This window comes from Georgenia subflava (assembly GCF_009193155.1).
GTDB lineage: Bacteria > Actinomycetota > Actinomycetes > Actinomycetales > Actinomycetaceae > Georgenia > Georgenia subflava.
In genome coordinates this window covers 223,355-242,137 of sequence record NZ_VUKD01000004.1, presented here as the reverse complement: position 1 = coordinate 242,137, position 18,783 = coordinate 223,355, and the positions used below count along the sequence as shown (strand labels likewise).

The following is an 18,783-nucleotide window of genomic DNA, read 5'->3' as shown; positions in this document are numbered from 1 at the left end:
GCATACCGTGGACGAAACAGCATGCTGCAGCATGCGTCTTCAGCCACAGCATGCGTCCTCAGCCACAGGTTTGCGGCCGACTGGCGGCGATGGAGCGCCGGGCGACCGGGTCGACGGTCCGGCACCCAGGCCACCGTCGCCGTGCTCGCTCCCTCCCACGGTGGGCTCTACGGCAGCGCCGCGCTCGCTGCCTGCTGCGGCGGGCTCACCCGACGGCAGCGCCGAACCACCGGGGAAGGTGGTCGACCAGCTCCTTCTGGTCGTCGCCGGCCCACGCCACGTGGCCGTCGGGCCGCAGCAGGACCGCGGGCACGTCCAGCTCGTCGCTGACGTCGACGACGTGGTCGACCCGGTCGGCCCAACCGGCCGTCGAGAGCCGGCCGGTCTGGTCCAGCAGGAGTCCGCGACCGTCGTGCATCAGCTCGTAGAGGCGGCTCCGCCCGAGCTGGACGTCCCGCAGCCGCCGGCCGACGAGGTCGTGGCCGTCGCCGAGGTCGTAGCGGATCCCGATCGCGGTGATCTTCTCGATCAGGTGGCGGTTGACGTCCTCGAAGTCCATGAGCTCCGACACCAGGCGGCGCACCGCCTGCGAGCCGGGCTCGGTGGACATCAGCTCCATCTGCGCGCGGGTGTTGTCCAGCACGTCGGCGGCCACCGGTCTCCGTTCGGTCTCGTAGGTGTCGAGAAGGCCGTCCGGTGCCCAGCCGGCCACCTCCCCCGCCAGCTTCCAGCCCAGGTTGAACGCGTCCTGGATGCCGAGGTTGAGACCTTGCCCGCCAGCCGGTGGGTGGATGTGGGCGGCGTCGCCGGCCAGCAGCACGCGGCCCACCCGATACCGCTCGGCAAGCCTCGTGCCGTCCCCGAAACGGGACAGCCAGCGCGGCGAGTGCGCGCCCAGATCGGTGCCGGCGACCGCCTGCAGCTGCTGCCTGACCTCCTCCATGGTCGGCGGGACCGTGCGGTCCTCGGCCACGCCCGCCGCCGGCACGACGACGCGGTACACCCCGTCCTCCAGGGGCATCGCCCCGAACCGCAGCTGGGTCTTGCGCACCTCGGCCATCACGGCCATCAGGGTCTCGGGCGACGCGGTCAGCTCCATCTCGCCCAGCAGCGTGTCCACGCGGCTCCGCTCTCCGGGGAAGTCGACGCCGATCAGCTTGCGGACGGTGCTGCGCCCGCCGTCACAGCCCACCAGGTAGCGCGCGCGCAGCTGCGTGCCGTCAGCAAGCTCGACGCTCACCCCCTCGTCGTCCTGGCTCAGCCCGACGACCTCGCACCCGTGCCGGATCTCGAGGCCCAGCTCGGAGGCACGCTCGGAAAGCAGCCGCTCGACCCGGGGCTGCGGGATGCCGAGCACGTACGGGTGCGCGGTGTCCAGGCCGCCGGGCGACGGCTTGATGATGCCGGCGAAGAACCCGCCGACCGGGTGCTGGGTGCCCAGCGCGAGGAAACGCTCCAGCAGCCCGCGCTGGTCCATGATCTCGATGCTGCGGGCATGAAGCCCGAGAGCGCGGACGACCGGTGTGGGGCCGAGCTCCTTCTCCAGCACCAGCACTTGCATCCCGTGAAGGCGTAGCTCGGCGGCGAGCATGACGCCGGTCGGGCCGCCTCCGGCGACGATGACGTCGATCATTCGGTCCCCTGTTCGTCCGAGAGATTGCCGGCCGTCCCGTGCTTCGGATCCGGCCTGAGCGGACGATTCTGCGCCGTGACCGGGGCCTTGCCGCAAGGCCCCCGGTGCGATATATCTTGAGAGTGGCAGGGAGTGCACGACTCCCTGCCTTTCGCTTGCCCGGCGACCTCCCTCGCCTGCCCTGTCTCTCGTCCGGGCCGCCCTCTCGTTCGCCGAGCCCTCTCGTTCGCCGGGCCCCTCGCTCGCCCGGCCTCTCGCTCGCCCGGCCGACTGGGCTACGAGCTGCCGACGGCCGCGGAGCGGTAGGCGTCGAGCAAGGCCGGCACGCCACCGGTCCACGGGCCGCCGTGGCCGGGAAGGACCCAGCCGGCGTCGATGGCCACCAGCCGCTCGAGCGCGGCCGCCGCGGCCGCGGGATCGTCGGTGAACGGCGCGGGCTGCGGCCCGGTGCTCCCGGTGAGCACGTGACGGGTCGTCAGCGCGTCGCCCACGAACAGGGCTCGCACGGCAGGGACGTGCACGGCGACGCTGCCAGGTGAGTGTCCGGGCAGCGCGATGATGCGCGGGTCGCCCGGCAACGGCAGGACGTCGCCGTCGCCGAACGTGCGCACCTCGCTCAGGTGGCGCGTCCGCAGGCCGCCCTTGCCCGCGCTGTAGGCGAGGAACCGCAGCGTGGGGCCCAGTCGCATGTGACCCCACGCGGGGCTCGTCCCCTCCTCGCCGCGCGCCCGTGCGGCGTCGGCGTCGTGCACGTACACGGGCACGCCCTGCTCGGCCCGCAGCCGCTCGGCGAAGCCGAGATGGTCGGAGTCACCGTGGGTGAGCACGATGCCCCGGACGTCGCCGAGGTCGCGGCCGACGGGGCGCAGCTCCGTGCGCAGCTGCCGGTAGTGACCCGAGAACCCCGCGTCGACGACGGTGACGCCGTCCGCCGTGACGATGAGGTGGACGGCGACGATGTCGTTGCCGATGCGGTGCAGGCCAGGTGCGAGTTCCATGTTGGCTACGATACGTAGCCTTCATGGCTACGGTCAATAGCCTATGGTGATCTCGAAGGAGGTGGCCCCATGCCCGCACCGGAGCGCACCACGAACGAGGCGGTCGTCGAGATCGGTCGTGCGATCGTCGAGGAAGGCGGCGTCGACGCTCTGACCATGCAGGCCGTGGCGCAGCGCGCCGGAGTGCGCGCACCGTCGCTGTACAAGCGTGTCCGCGACCGCAACGAGCTCCTCCGACGCATCGTCGAGGCGTCGGTCGACGACCTCGGCAGCCGGATGCGCGTCGCAGCGGACGGCGCCGGCGAGGACCCGCGCGACGTCCTCGTTCGCGTCGCGCACGAGCTGCGTGCCTTCGCGCACGAGCGGCCGCACGGCTACCGCCTCATCTTCGGCGCGCTGCCCCCGGCGGCGCGCCCCGAGCTCGACACGCTCTCCCGCGCGAGCGCCCCGGTGCTGGAGGCCGCCCGCCGGCTCGCCGGCGACGACGACGCCCTCGAGGCGGCACGCACCGTGACCGCCTGGGCGAACGGGTTCTTGCTGATGGAGCTCGCGGAGGCGTTCCGTCTCGGTGGCGACGTCGACCGCGCCTACGCGTGGGGCGTCGACCGGATCGTCGCGACCATCACGCGGTGACGCGCATGGGGCGGACGGTGCGCAGACTCGGCCCGACGTCCCGGCCCCGGAAACAGCTCGGCCCGGGGCTGCGCCCTGCGTACCGTACGTGCCCATGCCATCGAGTCCGACGAGCACCGACGGTGTCGCCACCTGGAACGTCCGCCGGGAGCGTCCGTCCGACGAGGCGCAGGTCCACGACGTGGTGACGGCTGCTTTCGACGACCCGGCCGTGGCATCGCTCCTGGCGGACATGCGCCGCGATCACTGCTGGCTCGGCCTGTCCTTCGTCGCCGAGCATCCCGAAAGGCCTGGGCACGTCGTCGGCCACGTCGCCTACACCCGGGGGTGGGTGGACGCGCCTCACCGGCTGATCGACGTTCTGGTGCTCAGCCCATTGTCCGTTCGGCCGGAGGTCCAGCGACAAGGCGTCGGGCGGCAGCTCCTGCACCGCTCCCTGGAGCTGCTGCGGGGCCGCCCGGAGCCCGTGGTCTTCCTCGAAGGAGATCCCGGCTACTACGGCTCGTCGGGCTTTCAACCGGCGGGCGACCTCGGCTTCCACAGGCCGTCGGCCCGGATCCCGCCGGCCGCCTTCCAGGCATGGCAGCTCCCCACGTACGACACCGGCCTCTCCGGACCGTTGGTCTATCCCGACATCTTCTGGCGGCACGACGCCGTCGGCCTGCGGGACTGAGCTCTCAGTACGGCGAAGTCAGTCCCTCGAACATCGGGAAGTGCCGGATGTTTCGCGTGAGCAACCGCGCACCGAGGGCAGCCGTCGTAGCAGCGATCGCCAGATCTGCCGAGTCGATACCGCGGTTGCCGGGCAGCCACTGCCGTCCGAGCTCTCCGGCGAGCTCGGCGAGCGTCTGGTCCAGGGGATGCCACGTCAGCACGTCGAGCAGCGCACGGGTGGCCCCCTCCTCCTGCGCTCGCATCCCGGCAAGCACTTCCAGCCTCGTCACCTCGCTCGCATGCAGGGGGCCGGCGCTGCGTGCCCGCCGAAGCACCGCGACAGCGGCCTGTTCACCTCGGAGGACGTCGACGAGGACCGAGGTGTCGACGACGACCGTCACCCGGCGTCCGCCTCGGCCAGTCTGCCGCCGGAGCGAAGACGCTCGACGTAGGTCTCACCGTCGGCGTCACGATCTCTCCAGACGCCGGCCGCCTCGTCGATCGCACGGAGGTCGGCATCCACGGTCCCCGCGGAGCCGTACGTCCGGGCGACGGCGTCGCGGATCAGGGCAGATATCGACCGGCCCGTCCGCGCAGCCTCCGCGTCGAGGAGACGCCGGTCAGCCTCCGTCAAGGAGATCTGCGTACGTAACATGATGTAACTCTACATCGCATGCAGGTGAGTCGTCTGCCAACGAACGGGGCCCCGATCACCTCGTCCAGGCGTGGAGCCTCTTCCGGGTCGCGGCTCGCCAGGCGTCCCGGTACTCCCGGCGCGCTGCCTCGACGCCGGCCTCCTCCTGCGCGGCCAGTCGGCCGTAGTGGAAGGTGTTCTCCCCGGCGGCGTGAGCCTGCGCGGCCAGGGCGGTCCAGGCCTCACGGGCGAGGTGGCCGTCCTGGTGCGCGCCCAGCACGTCCTGGATCTCCTCCATGGCGGCGGCGAACCGCTCGGCGTCCCTCCCGAAGACCGGCTCGAGCGCCTCACCGGCGTAACGGGCCCGCTTGGCGGCCTTGCGGACCTCGTGCAGCGCCCCCGCAGGCTCGCCCGCGCCCGTCGCCCCGTCCACCTCCCGGTGTCGGCGCCTCACCGTCCGCCACGCCTTGTGCGCCCTGCCGGGGAGCTCTTTGCTCGCCTCGTGTGCGGCTCGTCCGGTCAGCGGCGGCTCGGCGACGAAGGCCTCCAGGTCGTCCAGCAGACGCAGGTGACGCGGCCGCCCGAGCTCGCGCAGCACCTGCTTGCGCGCCTGGGCGCGGCGGGCGTCGAAGACGGAATCGATGCGCCCCAGCACCGCGGCCCGGCCGTTGCTCACGGGGTCGGCCGCGAGCCGGTCACGCAGCCGGGCGTGCATGACCTCGGCGTCGCGGGCATCGCCGAGGACGGTCCCGAGCCACCTCAGCTCCTCGCGGAGCCGCTCCGCGGGTTCACGGTCGAACAGCGCCCGGAACGTCTTCAGCGTGCTGCGCAGACGCCGGGCGGCGACCCGCATCTGGTGCACGGCATCCGGGGAGTCCGCCACGACGCCGGGTTGCGCCTGGCGCAGCGCGAGCAGCTGGGCGTCCACGTAGCCGAGCACGACCTCGGACGCCGGACTGTCCGGGCTGGCCTCGCGATCCGGTCCCGGCCGGCGCGGCACGGCATCACCGACGGCCCGGCTGGGCGCTCGAGCCCGCCGGTCCGGCCGCCGGATCGACGTCGGGGCCGCCGACGCCGGGCGGGCCCGCCGGTCCGGTCGCCGGCTCGACCTCGGGACCGACGCCGCAGACCACCTCGCGGGCCGCCCTCATCGCTGCCTCAGGCCACCTGCCCCGGGAGCCGGCGGCTTCCCGGTCCGGGACGACGCAGCGCCTCCCGGACCCGGCGGTGGACGAACAACGGCACGAAGCTCTGCACCCGGGCCGACGCGAACCGCCCTGCCTCTGCGGCGATGTGGCGGTCCACCGTCTCCGGCCCGACGGCGTCGTCGAACTCCTCGTGCAGCTGGTGCGCGGCGTGGTCCAGGTTGGGCGCGTCGTCGGCATCGTGGGGCATAGGGCGAGTGTCTCCACGGGCCGGACGATCGGCAAGTGAACAGCTGGTGAACACCGGCGGGTCGTCGGCGTGTCGGCTCGCCGAGGAGAATCCCCTTGTCTCCATGTGCCAGGTGCACTGAGATAGCAGCAGTGCCGTTCTGAAACTGACGGGCCGCCCGACGCTTTCGTCCACCGACCGGAAGGTGGCACTCATGAGTTCTCCGACACCCGCGAGCACGAGCGAGCACCCGCGCCTGCGCCCGCCGCGCAACCGCGCCGACCGTAGGGCCATCGCGTGGTGGAGCGTCGAGATCGCCCTGTGGTTCCTGCCGGTCATCGTCGTGCTCGTCGTGCTCGGGCTGCTCATCACCGCCGCCCGGACGTGGCTGCTCGTCCCCGCCGGTGCCCTGGCGGTGGTCATGGTGCTCGCACTGGTGATCGTGCCCCGGTGGCGGTACCGCAACCAGCTCTGGGAGCTCGGCGAGGCCGCGGTCTACGCCCGCTCGGGCTGGTTCTGGGTCGAGTCGCGCATCGCCCCGATGTCGCGGATCCAGACCGTCGACACCCGCCGCGGCCCGCTCGAGCAGGCCTTCGGACTGGCCACCGTCGTCGTCACGACGGCGTCCTCGCGCGGAGCGGTCACGATCAGCGGCCTGCCAGGGCAGACGGCGGACGAGGTCGTCGAGCAGCTCACCGAGATCACCCAGGCCACGCCCGGGGACGCCACATGACACGGCCGGAAGGCTCGCCCGACGGCGGGTGGCCCGGGACAGCCGCCGGACCGGCGGACGCGGTGGGCACGCGGCGACCCGACGACCGAGCCCCGACGCCCGGCCCCAGTCCGCACTCGCCCCATCACGCCGAGTGGACCCGGCTCGACCCGCTGACCCTCGTCGCCGACGGACTCACCGTCACCGCCCTCGCCGTCGCCGTCGCCGTCCCGACGGGCATCGTCATCGCCCTGGTCGACTCCCTCACCACGGCGCTGGTCTGGGTGCTGCCCGCAGCGGTGGTGACGGCGGCGTGCGGGTTCGTGGGCGGATGGCTGCGTCACCGCACCACCCGTTACCTCGTCGAAGAGCATCGGATGCGGCTGCACAGCGGCGTCGTCGTGAAGAAGCGACGCTCTCTGCACCGCGACCGGATCCGCACCGTCGACGTCACCGCGGACCCCGTCCTGCGCATCCTCGGCCTCGCGCGCGTCCAGATCGGCACCGGTGAGCAGTCCGGCGAGGAGGGCTCGATCAACCTCTCGCCGATCCCGCGCGGGGACGCCGAGCGTCTCCACTCCAGGCTCCTCGGGCGGGCCGACGGCGACGGCGCGCACGACGACGTCGCACACCCTGCGATCGCCACCTTCGACCCGCGGTGGCTGCGCTACGTGCCGCTGACCTGGACGCCGTTCGTCATCGCCGGGGCCTGCTACGCCCTGGCCGGACAGACGCTCGGCAACGCCGGGCAGGGGCAGCAGCGCATCATCGACTGGTTCACGACCCTGGTGGGCGACGTCGGCTGGCTGCCGGTCCTCGCCGTCGCACTGGCCGGACCGGCCCTGGTCGGCCTGGTGGGCGCGCTGCTGATCCACGTCGAGCTCTGGTGGAACTACCGGCTCGAGCGCGAGACCGGCACGCTCCGGGTGCGACGTGGCCTGCTGACCACCCGGTCGACCTCCGTCCAGGAGTCCCGGCTGCGCGGGATCGCGCTGGTCGAGCCGCTCGGCGCCAGGCTCGCCGGCGCCGCCCAGCTCGACGCCGTCGCCAGCGGTCTGCGCCGGCCGGACGAGAACGGCAAGCAGACCGCCACGGACAACAAGACGTTGCTGCCGCTCGCCCCGCGAGGCCTCGCCGACGACGTGGCGGCGACCGTGCTGCGCGAGGCCCTCTCCCCCACCGCGGTCACCGGTCTGACGCCGCACCCGCCGGCGGCCCGGTCCAAGCGGATCAGGTGGGCGTTCGGCACGGTAGTGGGGTACGCCGTCGTCGGGGCGGTGCTTGGCGTGTGGCTCACACCGACGTTCTTCGTGGTCGCCGGGGTCGGGGTCGTCGTGCTCACCCCGGCGCTCGTGGTCCTGGCCGTCGACGCCGCCCGTTCGCTCGGGCACCGGCTCGACGAGGACTACCTCGTCACCCGCAGCGGGACGTTCCAGCGCAGCACCGTGGCGTTGCAGCGCACAGGCATCGTCGGGTGGAACGTGCGGCAGTCGTGGTTCCAGCGCCGGGCCGGGCTCGCGACGATCACCGCGACGACGGCGGCCGGCTCCGGCGGGTACGCGATGCGCGACGTCGACGCCGGCGAGGGGCTGCTGGTGGCCGTCGACGCCGTCCCCGACCTGCTCGAGCCGTTCCTCGCGCGGTAGTCCGGGCCGAAGCCTCCGCCCTCCTGGCGCACCGTGCGATCCGGTACGACACTTGAGGCCTCGCCTACCGCAGGAGGCTCGACGTGGAGCCGGATCCGTTCAGACTGGCGGGCCGGGTCGCCCTCGTCACCGGGGGCAACGGTGGGCTCGGGCTCGCCATCGCGCGTGGGCTCGCCGCCGCGGGCGCGAGAGTGTGGGTGACCGGCCGGGACGAGCGGAAGAACGCCGCCGTAGCGAGCCGTGACGGGCTCGGCGCCCTGGTCTGCGACGTGCGTGACGAGGCCGCGGTCGCGCGGACCGTGGGCACCGTCGTGGAGTCGGCCGGCCGGCTCGACGTCCTCGTCAACAACGCCGGCAACTACGTCGCCGGACCGGTGCTGGAGCTCACCGAGGACGACTGGCGCGCGGTGCTCGACACCCACCTGACCGGATCATTCCTCTGCGCCAAGCACGCAGCCCGCGCCATGGTCGCCCAGGGGTCGGGGAAGATCATCAACATCGGGTCGATCTACGCGCTGTTCGGTCAGCCCGCCTCGGTCAGCTACACGACCGCCAAGACGGGCATGGTCGGGCTGACCCGGTCCCTGGCGGTCGAGCTCGCCGCGCACGGCGTGCAGGTCAACGCGTTGCTGCCGGGCTGGTACGACACCGAGCTCACCCGCGGCGCCCGGGAGACCGAGTGGGGTGAGCGCATCCGTCACAAGACCCCGGCCCAGCGCTGGGGCGAGCCCATCGATCTCGTGGGTCCGGCGGTCTTCCTTGCGTCGAGCGCCTCGGACTTCGTCACCGGGGTGGCCCTGCCGGTGGACGGCGGGTACGCCGTCGCCGACCGGTGGCTGCCCGAGTGAGACCAATCTGTGGACGGACGAACGTCCCATAGCGCGATCCCATCGAGCGGTGGCACGATGGAGGTAGCTGGACGGCATGACGATCGAAGCGCTCGCATCGACCCGGGGTCCCGAGTCAGGCGCCCCGACGGGTCGGGAACGAGAATGATCGACGACGACGCCCGGCGGCAGGACGGTGCAGGGACGCACCTTCTGAAGACGCGAGCGAAAGCTGGTGATGTGAGGCGAGTGAGAACATCGAACAACGCCACCTGGCTGTCGGCCGGCTCGCGAGGATATCGGCCGTCTTGATGCTCAACGAAGCACCGGCACCGCCCACGATCGGGCACCCGTCGAGAGACTGACCTACCAGGTGCAGCAGAGGGTGGCCCGGGCGTCCGCGTCCGGGCCACTCCCCTGCCACGGACGCCTCGGTGGCGCCAGGTGGTCGACTACGTCCGCACTCGCCCCGCCGCACGCCGCATCGGCACGAGCTACCAAGGTGACGCGGACGGGCCGAGCAGCTTCTACGAGCGGATCGGCTTCGTCCCGACCGGTGAGGTCGACGAGGATGGCAAGACCGAGGCGGTCCTTGAGCTCTGACCGGTGACCTCGGGGAGCCGGTCGCGCTTGCGGAACGGACGTCGCGCAGTCCGCCGGCTCCGTGACGAGACCGCCTCCGTGGTGGATCGTGGGAGGCGACGGCGAGGGAAGGCAGGCCATGTCCAGGGTGTACGTCTTCAACCAGCTCGGCGGACCCGAGCACGAGGAGCTCGTCGACCGGCCCGTCCCGACGCCCGGCGACGGCGAGCTGCTCGTCGCGGTCCGCGCCGCAGGCGTCAACCCGGCGGACGCGAAGATCCGAGCCGGTGGCCTCGGCCCCGACCGGGACCTGCCGGTCGCCATGGGGCTGGAGGTTGCCGGCGTGGTCGCGGCGGTCGGCGACGGCGTGCGGGACTTCGCCGCCGGGGACGAGGTGCTCGCGCCGGTGCGGGTCGGCCGGGGCGGCTTCGCCGAGCACACTCTGGTGCGTGCCGCCCATGCGGTCGTCAAGCCTGCGGGGATCTCCTTCGTCGACGCCGCAGTCCTCCCCGTCGCGGGCACCACCGCCTTCGACTTGACCCACCAGGTCGAGGTCGACGCCGGCGGGACCATGCTCATCCTCGGCGCGGGTGGCGGCGTCGGCCACCTGGCCGCGCAGGTCGGCCGGGTGCGCGGGCTCGAGGTCGTCGGAGTCGCGAGCGAGGCGAAGCGTGAGCTCGTGGAGTCCACCGGCGCCACCTTCGTCCCCTCCGGGGCGCACTTCGCGGATGCGGTGCGGCAGCTGGCCCCCGACGGCGTGGACCTGGTCGTCGACCTCGTCGGGGGTGACGCGCTCCGCCAGGCGACTGTGCTGGCCACCCGGCCCGCCGGCGTCGTCTCCGCCGCCGACGGGCTCGTCACCCGCCTCGGCGGCTCGTTGCGTCAGCGCGTCCCCGGGGCGCTGGCGAGGATCACCAACCTCGTCGCCGACGGTCGGGTCGACCCGCACGTCACTGCCACCTTCCCGCTGGAGCGCGCCCGCGAGGCGCTGGCCGTCGTCGAGTCCGGGCACGCCGCCGGAAAGGTCGTCATCGAGATGGTCGCCCCCTGAGGCGGTCGGACAGCCCATGCCCGTGACCCCCGCACCGCTGGTCGGGTCCGAACCCGGTGGCGATCACGACGAGCACCGTCGTCGTCCGGGCTACTCCGTCCCGGCCGCGGCGAGGACGGCGGCGGCCGCCCCGAGCGCGGGGTCGAGCGGCTCGACGTGGGGGTACCACATCCGTTCCCACTCCAGGGAGACGGGGCCGCGGTAGCCACCGTGGGCGAGCAGCTCGAGCATGTGAGGCACGGGCACCGTGCCGCTGCCCTGCAGGACGGGCGTGATATCCGCCGGCTCGACGACGTCCTTGATCTGGACGAACCCGCGGCCGCCTCTCAGGTGCTTCAGGAGGGCGGCTGCGGTGACCTCGAGCGGCTCGCCGACGCGCCAGGGGTGCAGCACGTCCCAGATGGCCCCGACCGGGTGTCCGGGCCGCTCGACGTCGAGCCGGTCGAGCACCCGCAGGACGTCGGTGCCGCGCGGGTGGGAGTCGTGGGTCTCGATCACGGGGCGCACACCGAGCTCCGTGGCACGTCCAGCCACCGCGGCCAGGCGCCGGACCGCCCGGGAGTCCACCTCGTCGACGTCCTCGATCAGCATCGGGAGCTCGTCCCGTCGCGCGTTGCCGGTCGGGGCCCCTGGGAAGACCCGCACGTACCCGGCGCCGAGGTCGGCGGCCAGCTCGAGATGGGCGAGCAGGGCGGAGACGACCCCGTCGTCGTCGCCCGCCGCGGCGACCTGGACCCGGCTCGCGACGGCGAGGATCTCGATGCCCGCGTCGGCGAAGAGCTGACGGACACCGGACCGCTCGGCCGCGTCGAGGCCCACGTGGACCTGGGCACCGTCGGCGGCGCGCAGCTCCACGGCGGCAGCGCCGTGGCGCCGCAGGATCTCGACGATCGTGGGCAGGTCCTCGTCTGGGGCGCCGAGGGTGGATGCGGCGAGCCGCCAGCTGGTCATGGGGTGCACCTCATCGTGGGGGAATACGCTTCCCGCGAGAGTTCAGCACCGATGGTGGCCGTCGTCAACGTGGTACCTGCCGGCCGATGACCCGCTGCGCTACCGCTGGCCGCCTCGGACCACCGCGGCAAGGCCCTCGCGGACGCTCGGGTAGCTCGGCCGCCAGCCGAGCTGCTGCTCGGCCTTGGTGCTGTCCAGGTGGATACTCGCCCGGGTCATGAGCACCCCGAGGTACGGCGAGGCCCGGAACACGACGTTCGGCAGCCGCAGGGGCCGCTTCGCGCCCGCGGCCTCGGCGACGGCGTCGAAGTACGCCGTCCACGTCAGCCGCTCGTCGGCGGCGACGTTGTACGCCTCACCGCCCCGTCCGCGCTCGAGCGCGGCGACCGTGGCGGCCGCGGCGTCCTCGACGTGCACGAGCGAGAGCCCGGTGCCGCGGCGCGGAGCGGGCAGGCGCCGGCGTGCGACGCTGTCGAGCATGCCGCGGGTGGCGGGCTCGGCGCCGTAGAAGAACCCGTACCGCAGGGCGATGCCGTCGATGTCGTCGGCCTCGAGCACCTGCCTCTCGTTCGAGCGCATGGCGGCGACGTGCCGGTCGAACGCGCCCCCACCGCCCGGGCCGAGCGGGGCGTCCTCCGTGACCGGGACCTCGCCGTGGTCGACGTAGCCGTAGACGTAGAGGAAGGACTGGGTCACGAAGCGGTGCGCGCCCAGGTCGCGGGCAACCCGGAGCAGGTTCGCCGTGCCGTAGGTGCGCAGGGCGTTGGTCGGGTACAGGTCGCGGTGCCGGATGGGCGTCCCCGCGATGGCGGTGCCCTCGTGGACGACGGCGTCGACCTGCCGGCCGGCGAGCGCCTCGCGCAGCGCGCCGGCGTCGAGGATGTCGGCGACCACGCCGTCGGCGCCCGCTTCGGTCAGCCTGCGCGCCCCGGACTCGCGCCGGGTCAGGCCGACGACCTCGTGCCCGGCGGCGAGCAGCTGCGCCGTCAGCTCGGTCCCGATGGTGCCTGTCGCACCGGCCAGGAGCACTCGCACGCACACCCTCCTTCGTCGCCTGCCTCATCCTGCCCCGGACGACGTGGGCACCGAAAGTAGATTGTCCGACCTCGCCGCCGGCCACCGTGGTGCGAGCTCGTTGCCGCGGTTCGGGATAGCGCTTACTGTGACGGCGGCCCCATCTCACCGGGGCCCTCATCAGCGGAGACGGGGCGTTCGTGAGCGCAGACGGAACGGGTCGCACGGTCGCACGGGCCCGCACAGGAGTCACCCTGAGCGACGTCGCGCGGGAGGCCGGCGTCTCCCTGGCCACGGCGTCGCGGGCGATCAACGGCAGCATCGACCGGACCGTCCGGGCCGACCTCAAGGAGCGCGTGCTGGCCGCGGCCGCGCGGCTGCACTACTCCCCCGACGCGAACGCCCAGGCGATGGCCCGCGGCCGCACGGCCACCATCGGCCTGATCGTGCACGACATCGCCGACCCTTACTTTTCCTCGATCGCCGCGGGCGTCACCGGCGCCGCGGACGAGGCCGGCTGCGCCGTCACCCTCGCCAACACCCACCACGACCCGCGCCGCGAGCTCGAGTTCGTCCAGACGCTGCAGAACCAGCGCGCGCGGGCGATCATCCTCGCCGGCGGCCGCCGCGACGACGCCGAGGGCAACGAGCAGCTGCGCGCTGCGCTGGAGAACTACCAGGAGCGCGGCGGCACGGTGGCGATGATCGGCCAGCCGATCCTCGGCGTCAGCACCGTCCGTCCCGACAACCGCGGCGGCGGCGGGGCGCTGGCGGACGCGCTGCACGAGCTCGGCTACCGAGACGTCGCGATCCTCGCCGGCCCGCCCGGGCACCTGACAGCGCGCGAGCGCGCCACCGGATTCCGCGACGCGATGGCAGTCAGCGGGACCGAAATCCTTCCCGACGCCGTCGTGCCGAGCGAGTTCACCCGGGACGGCGGCTACGCCGCGATGCGGACCCTCATCGACGCCCGCCGGGTCCCGGAGCTGGTCTTCGCGGTCAACGACGTGATGGCGGTCGGCGCGATGTCAGCCGCCCGCGACGCCGGGCTGGACGTGCCCGGACAGGTCGCCTTCGCCGGGTTCGACGACATCGCGACCCTGCGGGACGTCGCACCGGCCCTGACGACCGTGCGGCTGCCGCTCGAGGAGATCGGCCGGCTCGCCACGCCGCTCGCGCTCGAGCCAGCTGCGGAGCCGCGCGAGATCACGGTGACCGGCGACGTCGTCGTGCGCGAGTCCACCCCGCGCAGGTAGCCGGAAGTCGGAGACGTTGACATCGGGAGCCCGCCCGGCCTACCGTGCGGGAAAGCGCATTCCGCACCCGGCTTTCCCGACTCGACGGAGAGACAATGACCACCCGCACGCTTCGCATCGCCATGAACGGCATCACCGGCCGCATGGGCTACCGCCAGCACCTCGTCCGCTCGATCCTCGCCATCCGCGACGCCGGCGGCGTCGAGCTCGAGGACGGCACCAAGGTGCAGGTCGAGCCGATCCTTTTGGGTCGTAACGAGGACAAGCTCCGTGAGATCGCCGCCGAGCACGGCGTCACCGAGTGGAGCACCGACGTCGACGCCGCCATCGCCGACCCGACGGTCGACATCTACTTCGACGCCCAGGTCACCTCGCGGCGGGTCGCGGCCCTGACGAAGGCGATGCGGGCCGGCAAGCACATCTACACCGAGAAGCCGACCGCAGAGACCCTCGACGAGGCCGTCGAGCTCGCCCGCCTGGCTCAGCAGACCGGCATCACGGCCGGCGTCGTCCACGACAAGCTCTACCTGCCCGGCCTGGTCAAGCTGCGCCGGCTGGTCGACGAGGGCTTCTTCGGCCGCATCCTCTCCCTGCGCGGGGAGTTCGGGTACTGGGTCTTCGAGGGCGAGACCCAGGCCGCCCAGCGCCCCTCCTGGAACTACCGCAAGGAGGACGGCGGCGGCATGACCGTCGACATGTTCTGCCACTGGAACTACGTCCTCGAGGGCGTCCTCGGCACCGTCGAGTCCGTCACCGCCAAGGCGGTCACGCACATCCCCACCCGCTGGGACGAGCGCGGCGAGCCGTACGACGCCACCGCCGACGACGCCGCGTACGGCATCTTCGAGGTGCGCACCCCGGCCGGGGACCCCGTGATCGCGCAGATCAACTCCTCCTGGGCGGTGCGCGTCCACCGCGACGAGCTCGTCGAGTTCCAGATCGACGGCACCCACGGCTCCGCCGTCGCCGGGCTGCGCAAGTGCGTCGCCCAGCAGCGCGCCCACACCCCCAAGCCGGTGTGGAACCCGGACCTGCCCGTCACCGAGTCCTTCCGCGACCAGTGGATGGAGGTGCCAGCCAACGACGACCTCGACAACGGGTTCAGGCTGCAGTGGGAGGAGTTCCTCCGCGACGTCGTCGCCGGCCGCCCGCACCGCTTCGAGCTGCTCTCGGCCGCCCGCGGCGTCCAGCTCGCCGAGCTCGGGCTGCGCTCCTCCGACGAGGGCCGCCGCCTCGACATCCCGGCCATCAGCCTCGACGGCGACGCCGACGCCACCGCCAGTGCCCGCGCCGACGTCGTGGGCGAACCCGTAGGGAGCACCCGATGACCGCCCAACAGCTGAGCACGACGACGCTCGCCCTGCCCGCCGGCGACGGCACCCTCACCGAGCACCAGCTCCGCGCCCCCGGCGCGTGGACCAGCCCGACCTCGCCGTTCACGGCTCGCGTCGCCTACGCCGCCGCGCACGTGGTCCCGGTCCTGACGGCGGAGAACACTCCCGGCTCCCCCGCCGTCCTGGACTGGGACGCCACCCTGGCGTTCCGCCACCACCTGTGGTCCCTGGGGCTCGGCGTCGCCGAGGCGATGGACACAGCCCAGCGCGGCATGGGGCTGGACTGGCCCGCGGCCACCGAGCTGATCCGCCGTTCCTCGGCCGAGGCCCGCTCGGTCGGCGGGGCCATCGCCTGCGGGGCCGGCACCGACCAGCTCGACCCGGCGAGCCTGACAGGCGTCGAGCCGGCCGCGGCGCTGCAGGCCGTGACCGACGCCTACCGCGAGCAGCTGGCCACCGTCGTCGGTGCGGGCGCGAAGCCGATCCTCATGGCGTCGCGGGCGCTGGCCGCCGCGGCACGGGACGCCGCCGACTACCTCTCCGTGTACTCGACGCTGCTCGCCGAGTGCAGCTCCCCGGTGATCCTGCACTGGCTCGGCGAGGCGTTCGACCCGGCCCTGTCCGGCTACTGGGGCCACACCGAGCCCTACGCCGCCGCCGAGACCGTGCTCGAGCTCATCGGTGCGCACGCCGACAAGGTCGACGGCATCAAGGTCTCCCTCCTCGACGCCGACCTGGAGATCTGGGTGCGCGAGCGCCTGCCCGAGGGCGTGCGCATGTACACGGGCGACGACTACAACTACCCGGACCTGGTGGTCGGCGACGAGCGCGGCCACTCCGACGCGCTGCTCGGCATCTTCGCCGCCATCGCGCCGGCCGCGTCCACCGCCCTGCAGGAGCTCGAGCCGGGCGGCGACCCCGCCCGTGCCCACGAGATCCTGGCATCCACCCAGGCGCTCGGCCGGCACATCTTCGCCGCGCCGACCTACTACTACAAGACCGGCGTCGCGTTCCTCGCCTGGCTCAACGGGCACCAGCCCGGGTTCCAGATGGTCGGCGGCCTGCACGCCGGGCGGTCGGTGCCGCACCTGGTCGAGCTATTCCGGCTGGCCGACACCGCCGGCCTGCTCACCGACCCGGAGCTCGCCGCCCGCCGCATGGGCCAGTACCTGGCCGTCACCGGTTTCGGGACCGACGCCCGATGACCGTCACCGCACCCGTCGCCGAGACCGCAGGAGCTGCCGTGCCCGACCTGTCGCGCCTGTCGCTGAACACCGCCACCACCAAGGCCTGGACGCTCGAGCAGGCCGTCGTGGGCGCGGTTGCCGCGGGGCTGCCCGCCGTCGGGCTCTGGCGCGACCGGGTGGCCGAGGCGGGGCTGGAGCGCAGCGCACAGATCGTGCGCGACGCGGGCCTGCGGGTGTCGTCGCTGTGCCGCGGCGGATTCCTCACCGCGGACGACGACGCCGGCCGGTCGGCAGCGCTCGAGGACAACCGCGCCGCGATCGTTGAGGCGGCCACGCTCGGCACGAGCGAGGTCATCATGGTGGTCGGCGGGCTGCCCGCGGCGACGGGACCGAACAGGCCGCCGCGTCCGGGCGGCGACAAGGACCTGGTGGCCGCCCGCGGCCGGGTGGCCGACCGCATCGGCGAGCTCGTCCCGTTCGCGGCCGAGCACGGCGTCCGGCTCGTGCTCGAGCCGCTGCACCCGATCTTCGCCGCGGACCGGGCGGTGCTGTCCACCCTGGGGCAGTGCCTGGACATGGCGGCGCCGTACCCCGCGGAGACGGTCGGCGTGGTGGTGGACACCTACCACGTGTGGTGGGACCCGCAGCTGCAGGAGCAGATCGCCCGCGCCGGTCGTGAGGGCCGGCTGGCGTCGTACCAGGTGTGCGACTGGAACCAGCCGATCGCCGCCGACCCGCTGCTCTCCCGCGGCTTCATGGGCGACGGGTTCATCGACTTCCCGACGATCACCAGATGGGTGGCCGAGGCGGGCTACACCGGCGACGTCGAGGTCGAGATCTTCAACCAGGAGATCTGGGACGCACCCGGCAACCAGACCGTGGCGACCATGGCCGAGCGCTACACCGAGCTCGTCCGGCCCTACCTGTAGCCCGCTCGCCTAGGTAGACTTGTACCCCATTACGGTAGAAGGGGTGCCACCGTGGGGCTCAACATCAAGAACGAGCGCGTCCACGAGCTCGCTCGCGCTGTCGCGCGGCGCACGGGGGCGAGTCAGACGGGCGCGATCGAGGCTGCGCTCGAGCGGTACCTCGCCGACCTCGATGCTGACGCTCGACGTGACGACGCCACGCGTCGACAAGCCGTGGACCGCACTCTCACCGACATGCGCCAGCGCCTCTCCACCGCCGGCGTCACCGGCCTGGCCACGGACGACCTCTACGACGAGTCAGGACTGCCAGAGTGATAGTCGAGACGTCGGCGCTGGTGGCGATCCTGCTCGACGAACCGGAGGCAGAAGGCATTGTCGAGCTCATCCTCGGCGCCGAGCAGCCCCGCCTCTCGGCAGCGAGCTACGTCGAGACAGGAATCGTCGTCGACCGGGTAGGTGATCCGGTGCTCTCGAGGCGACTCGACGAGCTGCTCGAGCATCTCGGTATCGACATCGTCGAGGTCACGCCTGAGCACGCGCGCGAGGCCCGGGCGGCATACCGGGACTTCGGCAGGGGAACCGGGCATCCGGCGGGCCTGAACTACGGGGACTGCTTCGGCTACGCCCTCGCCAAGCTCTCCGGCGAGGCGCTGCTCTTCAAGGGCGACGACTTCGGGCACACCGATGTCCGCCCGGCTGCCGTCCCGTAGGCAGAATGCCCGTCACGGTCACCGAGAGACACGATCCGCACCACCCACAGGCTCAGCAGCCGACCATTTCGCGTCACTCGGCGTTCTGTGTCGTCGAGCGACGCATTCCGCACCACCTCACGCGCTCGCGGCCGACCGGTTCGTGTCACTCGCCGACGAACTGATGCCTGCGGTAGCGCGCGGCGAGGCGTCGGTGGCGGTACCGGAACAGCAGCCCGACCACGGGTGCCATCAGCGGCCCGAGCCACGGCACCCGTGGCTCGAACGCGACTCGGTCGGTGAGCCTCGACATCCCGCTCCCGAGGTCCTCGACCGTGCGCTCGTGCTCCCAGACCTTCGAGGTGAGCATGCTCGAGCGCTCCAGGAACCGGCGCCCGGGCTCAATCTCGACGACGACGAGGTCGTCGTACTCCACCGGGAGGACGCCGCCTAGGAGCAGCCAAGAGCGGAAGATCCGCTGGCCGAGCACGATGCTGTCCGGGTCGATCGCGCTGACACCCTCCGGCGTGGTCATCCGCAGGAGCGGGAAGAACTCACCGTTGATCCCGGTGAAGGTGGTCGCGTGTCGCCAGAGCACTGCTGGCGGGACCGGCAGCACCGAGAGAAAGGTCGATTCCAGCTGGGGCACAGACGCAGCCTACGAGGCAGTCCGGCCGAG

22 protein-coding genes are annotated in these 18,783 nt (G+C 72.7%); 13 read left to right on the top strand and 9 right to left on the bottom strand.

Going from position 1 to position 18,783, the window contains the following annotated elements:
* Window positions 1-205 precede the first annotated feature (205 nt).
* Window positions 206-1,633 (bottom strand): rifampin monooxygenase, encoded by a 1,428-nt coding sequence (gene rox, locus GD748_RS14545; RefSeq protein ID WP_152195941.1) that lies wholly within the window; start codon window positions 1,631-1,633, stop codon window positions 206-208.
* Between the two features lie 275 nt (window positions 1,634-1,908).
* Window positions 1,909-2,631 carry an MBL fold metallo-hydrolase gene (locus GD748_RS14540; protein WP_152195940.1) on the bottom strand — a complete coding sequence of 241 codons (723 nt, stop codon included), beginning with the start codon at window positions 2,629-2,631 and terminating at the stop codon, window positions 1,909-1,911.
* 69 nt (window positions 2,632-2,700) lie between these two features.
* Between GD748_RS14540 and GD748_RS14535 the strand changes: the two genes are divergently transcribed.
* Window positions 2,701-3,264 (top strand): TetR/AcrR family transcriptional regulator, encoded by a 564-nt coding sequence (locus tag GD748_RS14535; RefSeq protein WP_152195939.1) that lies wholly within the window; start codon window positions 2,701-2,703, stop codon window positions 3,262-3,264.
* A 94-nt stretch (window positions 3,265-3,358) separates the two neighbouring features.
* Window positions 3,359-3,937 (top strand): GNAT family N-acetyltransferase, encoded by a 579-nt coding sequence (locus GD748_RS14530; protein ID WP_152195938.1) that lies wholly within the window; start codon window positions 3,359-3,361, stop codon window positions 3,935-3,937.
* A 4-nt stretch (window positions 3,938-3,941) separates the two neighbouring features.
* On the opposite strand, the gene GD748_RS14525 is transcribed toward GD748_RS14530, so the two are convergent.
* The 4 genes from GD748_RS14525 to GD748_RS14510 form a co-directional block, all read right to left on the bottom strand.
* On the bottom strand, window positions 3,942-4,319 hold the full coding sequence (locus GD748_RS14525; RefSeq protein ID WP_152195937.1) for a PIN domain-containing protein: 378 nt from the start codon (window positions 4,317-4,319) through the stop codon (window positions 3,942-3,944).
* On the bottom strand, window positions 4,316-4,573 hold the full coding sequence (locus tag GD748_RS14520; protein WP_152195936.1) for a ribbon-helix-helix protein, CopG family: 258 nt from the start codon (window positions 4,571-4,573) through the stop codon (window positions 4,316-4,318). The genes GD748_RS14525 and GD748_RS14520 overlap by 4 nt, the downstream gene beginning before the upstream one ends.
* A gap of 55 nt (window positions 4,574-4,628) precedes the next feature.
* Window positions 4,629-5,552: a CHAD domain-containing protein gene (locus GD748_RS14515; protein WP_193312958.1), complete on the bottom strand. Its 924-nt coding sequence runs from the start codon at window positions 5,550-5,552 to the stop codon at window positions 4,629-4,631.
* Window positions 5,553-5,710: 158 nt separating this feature from the next.
* A complete protein-coding gene (locus GD748_RS14510) occupies window positions 5,711-5,947 on the bottom strand; it encodes a three-helix bundle dimerization domain-containing protein (protein ID WP_152195934.1) in 237 nt (78 codons plus the stop codon).
* Between the two features lie 193 nt (window positions 5,948-6,140).
* Between GD748_RS14510 and GD748_RS14505 the strand changes: the two genes are divergently transcribed.
* The 5 genes from GD748_RS14505 (at window position 6,141) to GD748_RS14490 (ending at window position 10,744) form a co-directional block, all read left to right on the top strand.
* Window positions 6,141-6,659, top strand: coding sequence for a PH domain-containing protein (locus GD748_RS14505; protein ID WP_152195933.1), 519 nt, complete (start codon window positions 6,141-6,143; stop codon window positions 6,657-6,659).
* A complete protein-coding gene (locus GD748_RS14500; RefSeq protein ID WP_152195932.1) occupies window positions 6,656-8,284 on the top strand; it encodes a PH domain-containing protein in 1,629 nt (542 codons plus the stop codon). Before GD748_RS14505 ends, GD748_RS14500 begins: the two co-directional genes overlap by 4 nt.
* A gap of 83 nt (window positions 8,285-8,367) precedes the next feature.
* Window positions 8,368-9,132, top strand: coding sequence for an SDR family NAD(P)-dependent oxidoreductase (locus GD748_RS14495; RefSeq protein ID WP_152195931.1), 765 nt, complete (start codon window positions 8,368-8,370; stop codon window positions 9,130-9,132).
* 423 nt (window positions 9,133-9,555) lie between these two features.
* Entirely contained in the window at window positions 9,556-9,714 is a 159-nt protein-coding gene (locus GD748_RS19580) for a hypothetical protein (RefSeq protein WP_193312957.1), read from the top strand.
* Window positions 9,715-9,832: 118 nt separating this feature from the next.
* Window positions 9,833-10,744 carry an NADP-dependent oxidoreductase gene (locus tag GD748_RS14490; RefSeq protein ID WP_152195930.1) on the top strand — a complete coding sequence of 304 codons (912 nt, stop codon included), beginning with the start codon at window positions 9,833-9,835 and terminating at the stop codon, window positions 10,742-10,744.
* A gap of 90 nt (window positions 10,745-10,834) precedes the next feature.
* Here the strand turns inward: GD748_RS14490 and GD748_RS14485 are convergent, their stop codons facing one another.
* Both GD748_RS14485 and GD748_RS14480 read right to left on the bottom strand, forming a co-directional pair.
* Window positions 10,835-11,695 (bottom strand): sugar phosphate isomerase/epimerase family protein, encoded by an 861-nt coding sequence (locus tag GD748_RS14485; RefSeq protein ID WP_152195929.1) that lies wholly within the window; start codon window positions 11,693-11,695, stop codon window positions 10,835-10,837.
* 99 nt (window positions 11,696-11,794) lie between these two features.
* Window positions 11,795-12,730, bottom strand: coding sequence for an NAD-dependent epimerase/dehydratase family protein (locus tag GD748_RS14480; RefSeq protein WP_152195928.1), 936 nt, complete (start codon window positions 12,728-12,730; stop codon window positions 11,795-11,797).
* Between the two features lie 179 nt (window positions 12,731-12,909).
* On the opposite strand from GD748_RS14480, the gene GD748_RS14475 reads away from it, so the two are divergent.
* From GD748_RS14475 to GD748_RS14450, 6 genes are all read left to right on the top strand, one after another.
* Window positions 12,910-13,965, top strand: a complete 1,056-nt coding sequence (locus tag GD748_RS14475) for a LacI family DNA-binding transcriptional regulator (RefSeq protein ID WP_152195927.1) — start codon at window positions 12,910-12,912, stop codon at window positions 13,963-13,965.
* Window positions 13,966-14,060: 95 nt separating this feature from the next.
* Window positions 14,061-15,293, top strand: coding sequence for a Gfo/Idh/MocA family protein (locus GD748_RS14470; protein WP_152195926.1), 1,233 nt, complete (start codon window positions 14,061-14,063; stop codon window positions 15,291-15,293).
* Entirely contained in the window at window positions 15,290-16,504 is a 1,215-nt protein-coding gene (locus tag GD748_RS14465) for a dihydrodipicolinate synthase family protein (protein ID WP_152195925.1), read from the top strand. Before GD748_RS14470 ends, GD748_RS14465 begins: the two co-directional genes overlap by 4 nt.
* A complete protein-coding gene (locus GD748_RS14460) occupies window positions 16,501-17,415 on the top strand; it encodes a sugar phosphate isomerase/epimerase family protein (RefSeq protein ID WP_152195924.1) in 915 nt (304 codons plus the stop codon). Before GD748_RS14465 ends, GD748_RS14460 begins: the two co-directional genes overlap by 4 nt.
* Window positions 17,416-17,466: 51 nt before the next feature.
* A complete protein-coding gene (locus tag GD748_RS14455; RefSeq protein ID WP_152195923.1) occupies window positions 17,467-17,730 on the top strand; it encodes a type II toxin-antitoxin system VapB family antitoxin in 264 nt (87 codons plus the stop codon).
* On the top strand, window positions 17,727-18,125 hold the full coding sequence (locus GD748_RS14450; RefSeq protein ID WP_152195922.1) for a type II toxin-antitoxin system VapC family toxin: 399 nt from the start codon (window positions 17,727-17,729) through the stop codon (window positions 18,123-18,125). The genes GD748_RS14455 and GD748_RS14450 overlap by 4 nt, the downstream gene beginning before the upstream one ends.
* Window positions 18,126-18,270: 145 nt before the next feature.
* On the opposite strand, the gene GD748_RS14445 is transcribed toward GD748_RS14450, so the two are convergent.
* Window positions 18,271-18,753: an SRPBCC family protein gene (locus GD748_RS14445; protein ID WP_152195921.1), complete on the bottom strand. Its 483-nt coding sequence runs from the start codon at window positions 18,751-18,753 to the stop codon at window positions 18,271-18,273.
* Window positions 18,754-18,783 lie beyond the last annotated feature (30 nt).

What these genes read in the sequence shown, in the direction of transcription:
- rox (WP_152195941.1), bottom strand. Translation starts at nt 1,633, where the DNA reads ATGATCGACGTCATCGTCGCCGGAGGCGGCCCGACCGGCGTCATGCTC.
- GD748_RS14540 (WP_152195940.1), bottom strand. Translation starts at nt 2,631, where the DNA reads ATGGAACTCGCACCTGGCCTGCACCGCATCGGCAACGACATCGTCGCC.
- GD748_RS14535 (WP_152195939.1), top strand. Translation starts at nt 2,701, where the DNA reads ATGCCCGCACCGGAGCGCACCACGAACGAGGCGGTCGTCGAGATCGGT.
- GD748_RS14530 (WP_152195938.1), top strand. Translation starts at nt 3,359, where the DNA reads ATGCCATCGAGTCCGACGAGCACCGACGGTGTCGCCACCTGGAACGTC.
- GD748_RS14520 (WP_152195936.1), bottom strand. Translation starts at nt 4,573, where the DNA reads ATGTTACGTACGCAGATCTCCTTGACGGAGGCTGACCGGCGTCTCCTC.
- GD748_RS14510 (WP_152195934.1), bottom strand. Translation starts at nt 5,947, where the DNA reads ATGCCCCACGATGCCGACGACGCGCCCAACCTGGACCACGCCGCGCAC.
- GD748_RS14505 (WP_152195933.1), top strand. Translation starts at nt 6,141, where the DNA reads ATGAGTTCTCCGACACCCGCGAGCACGAGCGAGCACCCGCGCCTGCGC.
- GD748_RS14500 (WP_152195932.1), top strand. Translation starts at nt 6,656, where the DNA reads ATGACACGGCCGGAAGGCTCGCCCGACGGCGGGTGGCCCGGGACAGCC.
- GD748_RS14490 (WP_152195930.1), top strand. Translation starts at nt 9,833, where the DNA reads ATGTCCAGGGTGTACGTCTTCAACCAGCTCGGCGGACCCGAGCACGAG.
- GD748_RS14485 (WP_152195929.1), bottom strand. Translation starts at nt 11,695, where the DNA reads ATGACCAGCTGGCGGCTCGCCGCATCCACCCTCGGCGCCCCAGACGAG.
- GD748_RS14470 (WP_152195926.1), top strand. Translation starts at nt 14,061, where the DNA reads ATGACCACCCGCACGCTTCGCATCGCCATGAACGGCATCACCGGCCGC.
- GD748_RS14465 (WP_152195925.1), top strand. Translation starts at nt 15,290, where the DNA reads ATGACCGCCCAACAGCTGAGCACGACGACGCTCGCCCTGCCCGCCGGC.
- GD748_RS14460 (WP_152195924.1), top strand. Translation starts at nt 16,501, where the DNA reads ATGACCGTCACCGCACCCGTCGCCGAGACCGCAGGAGCTGCCGTGCCC.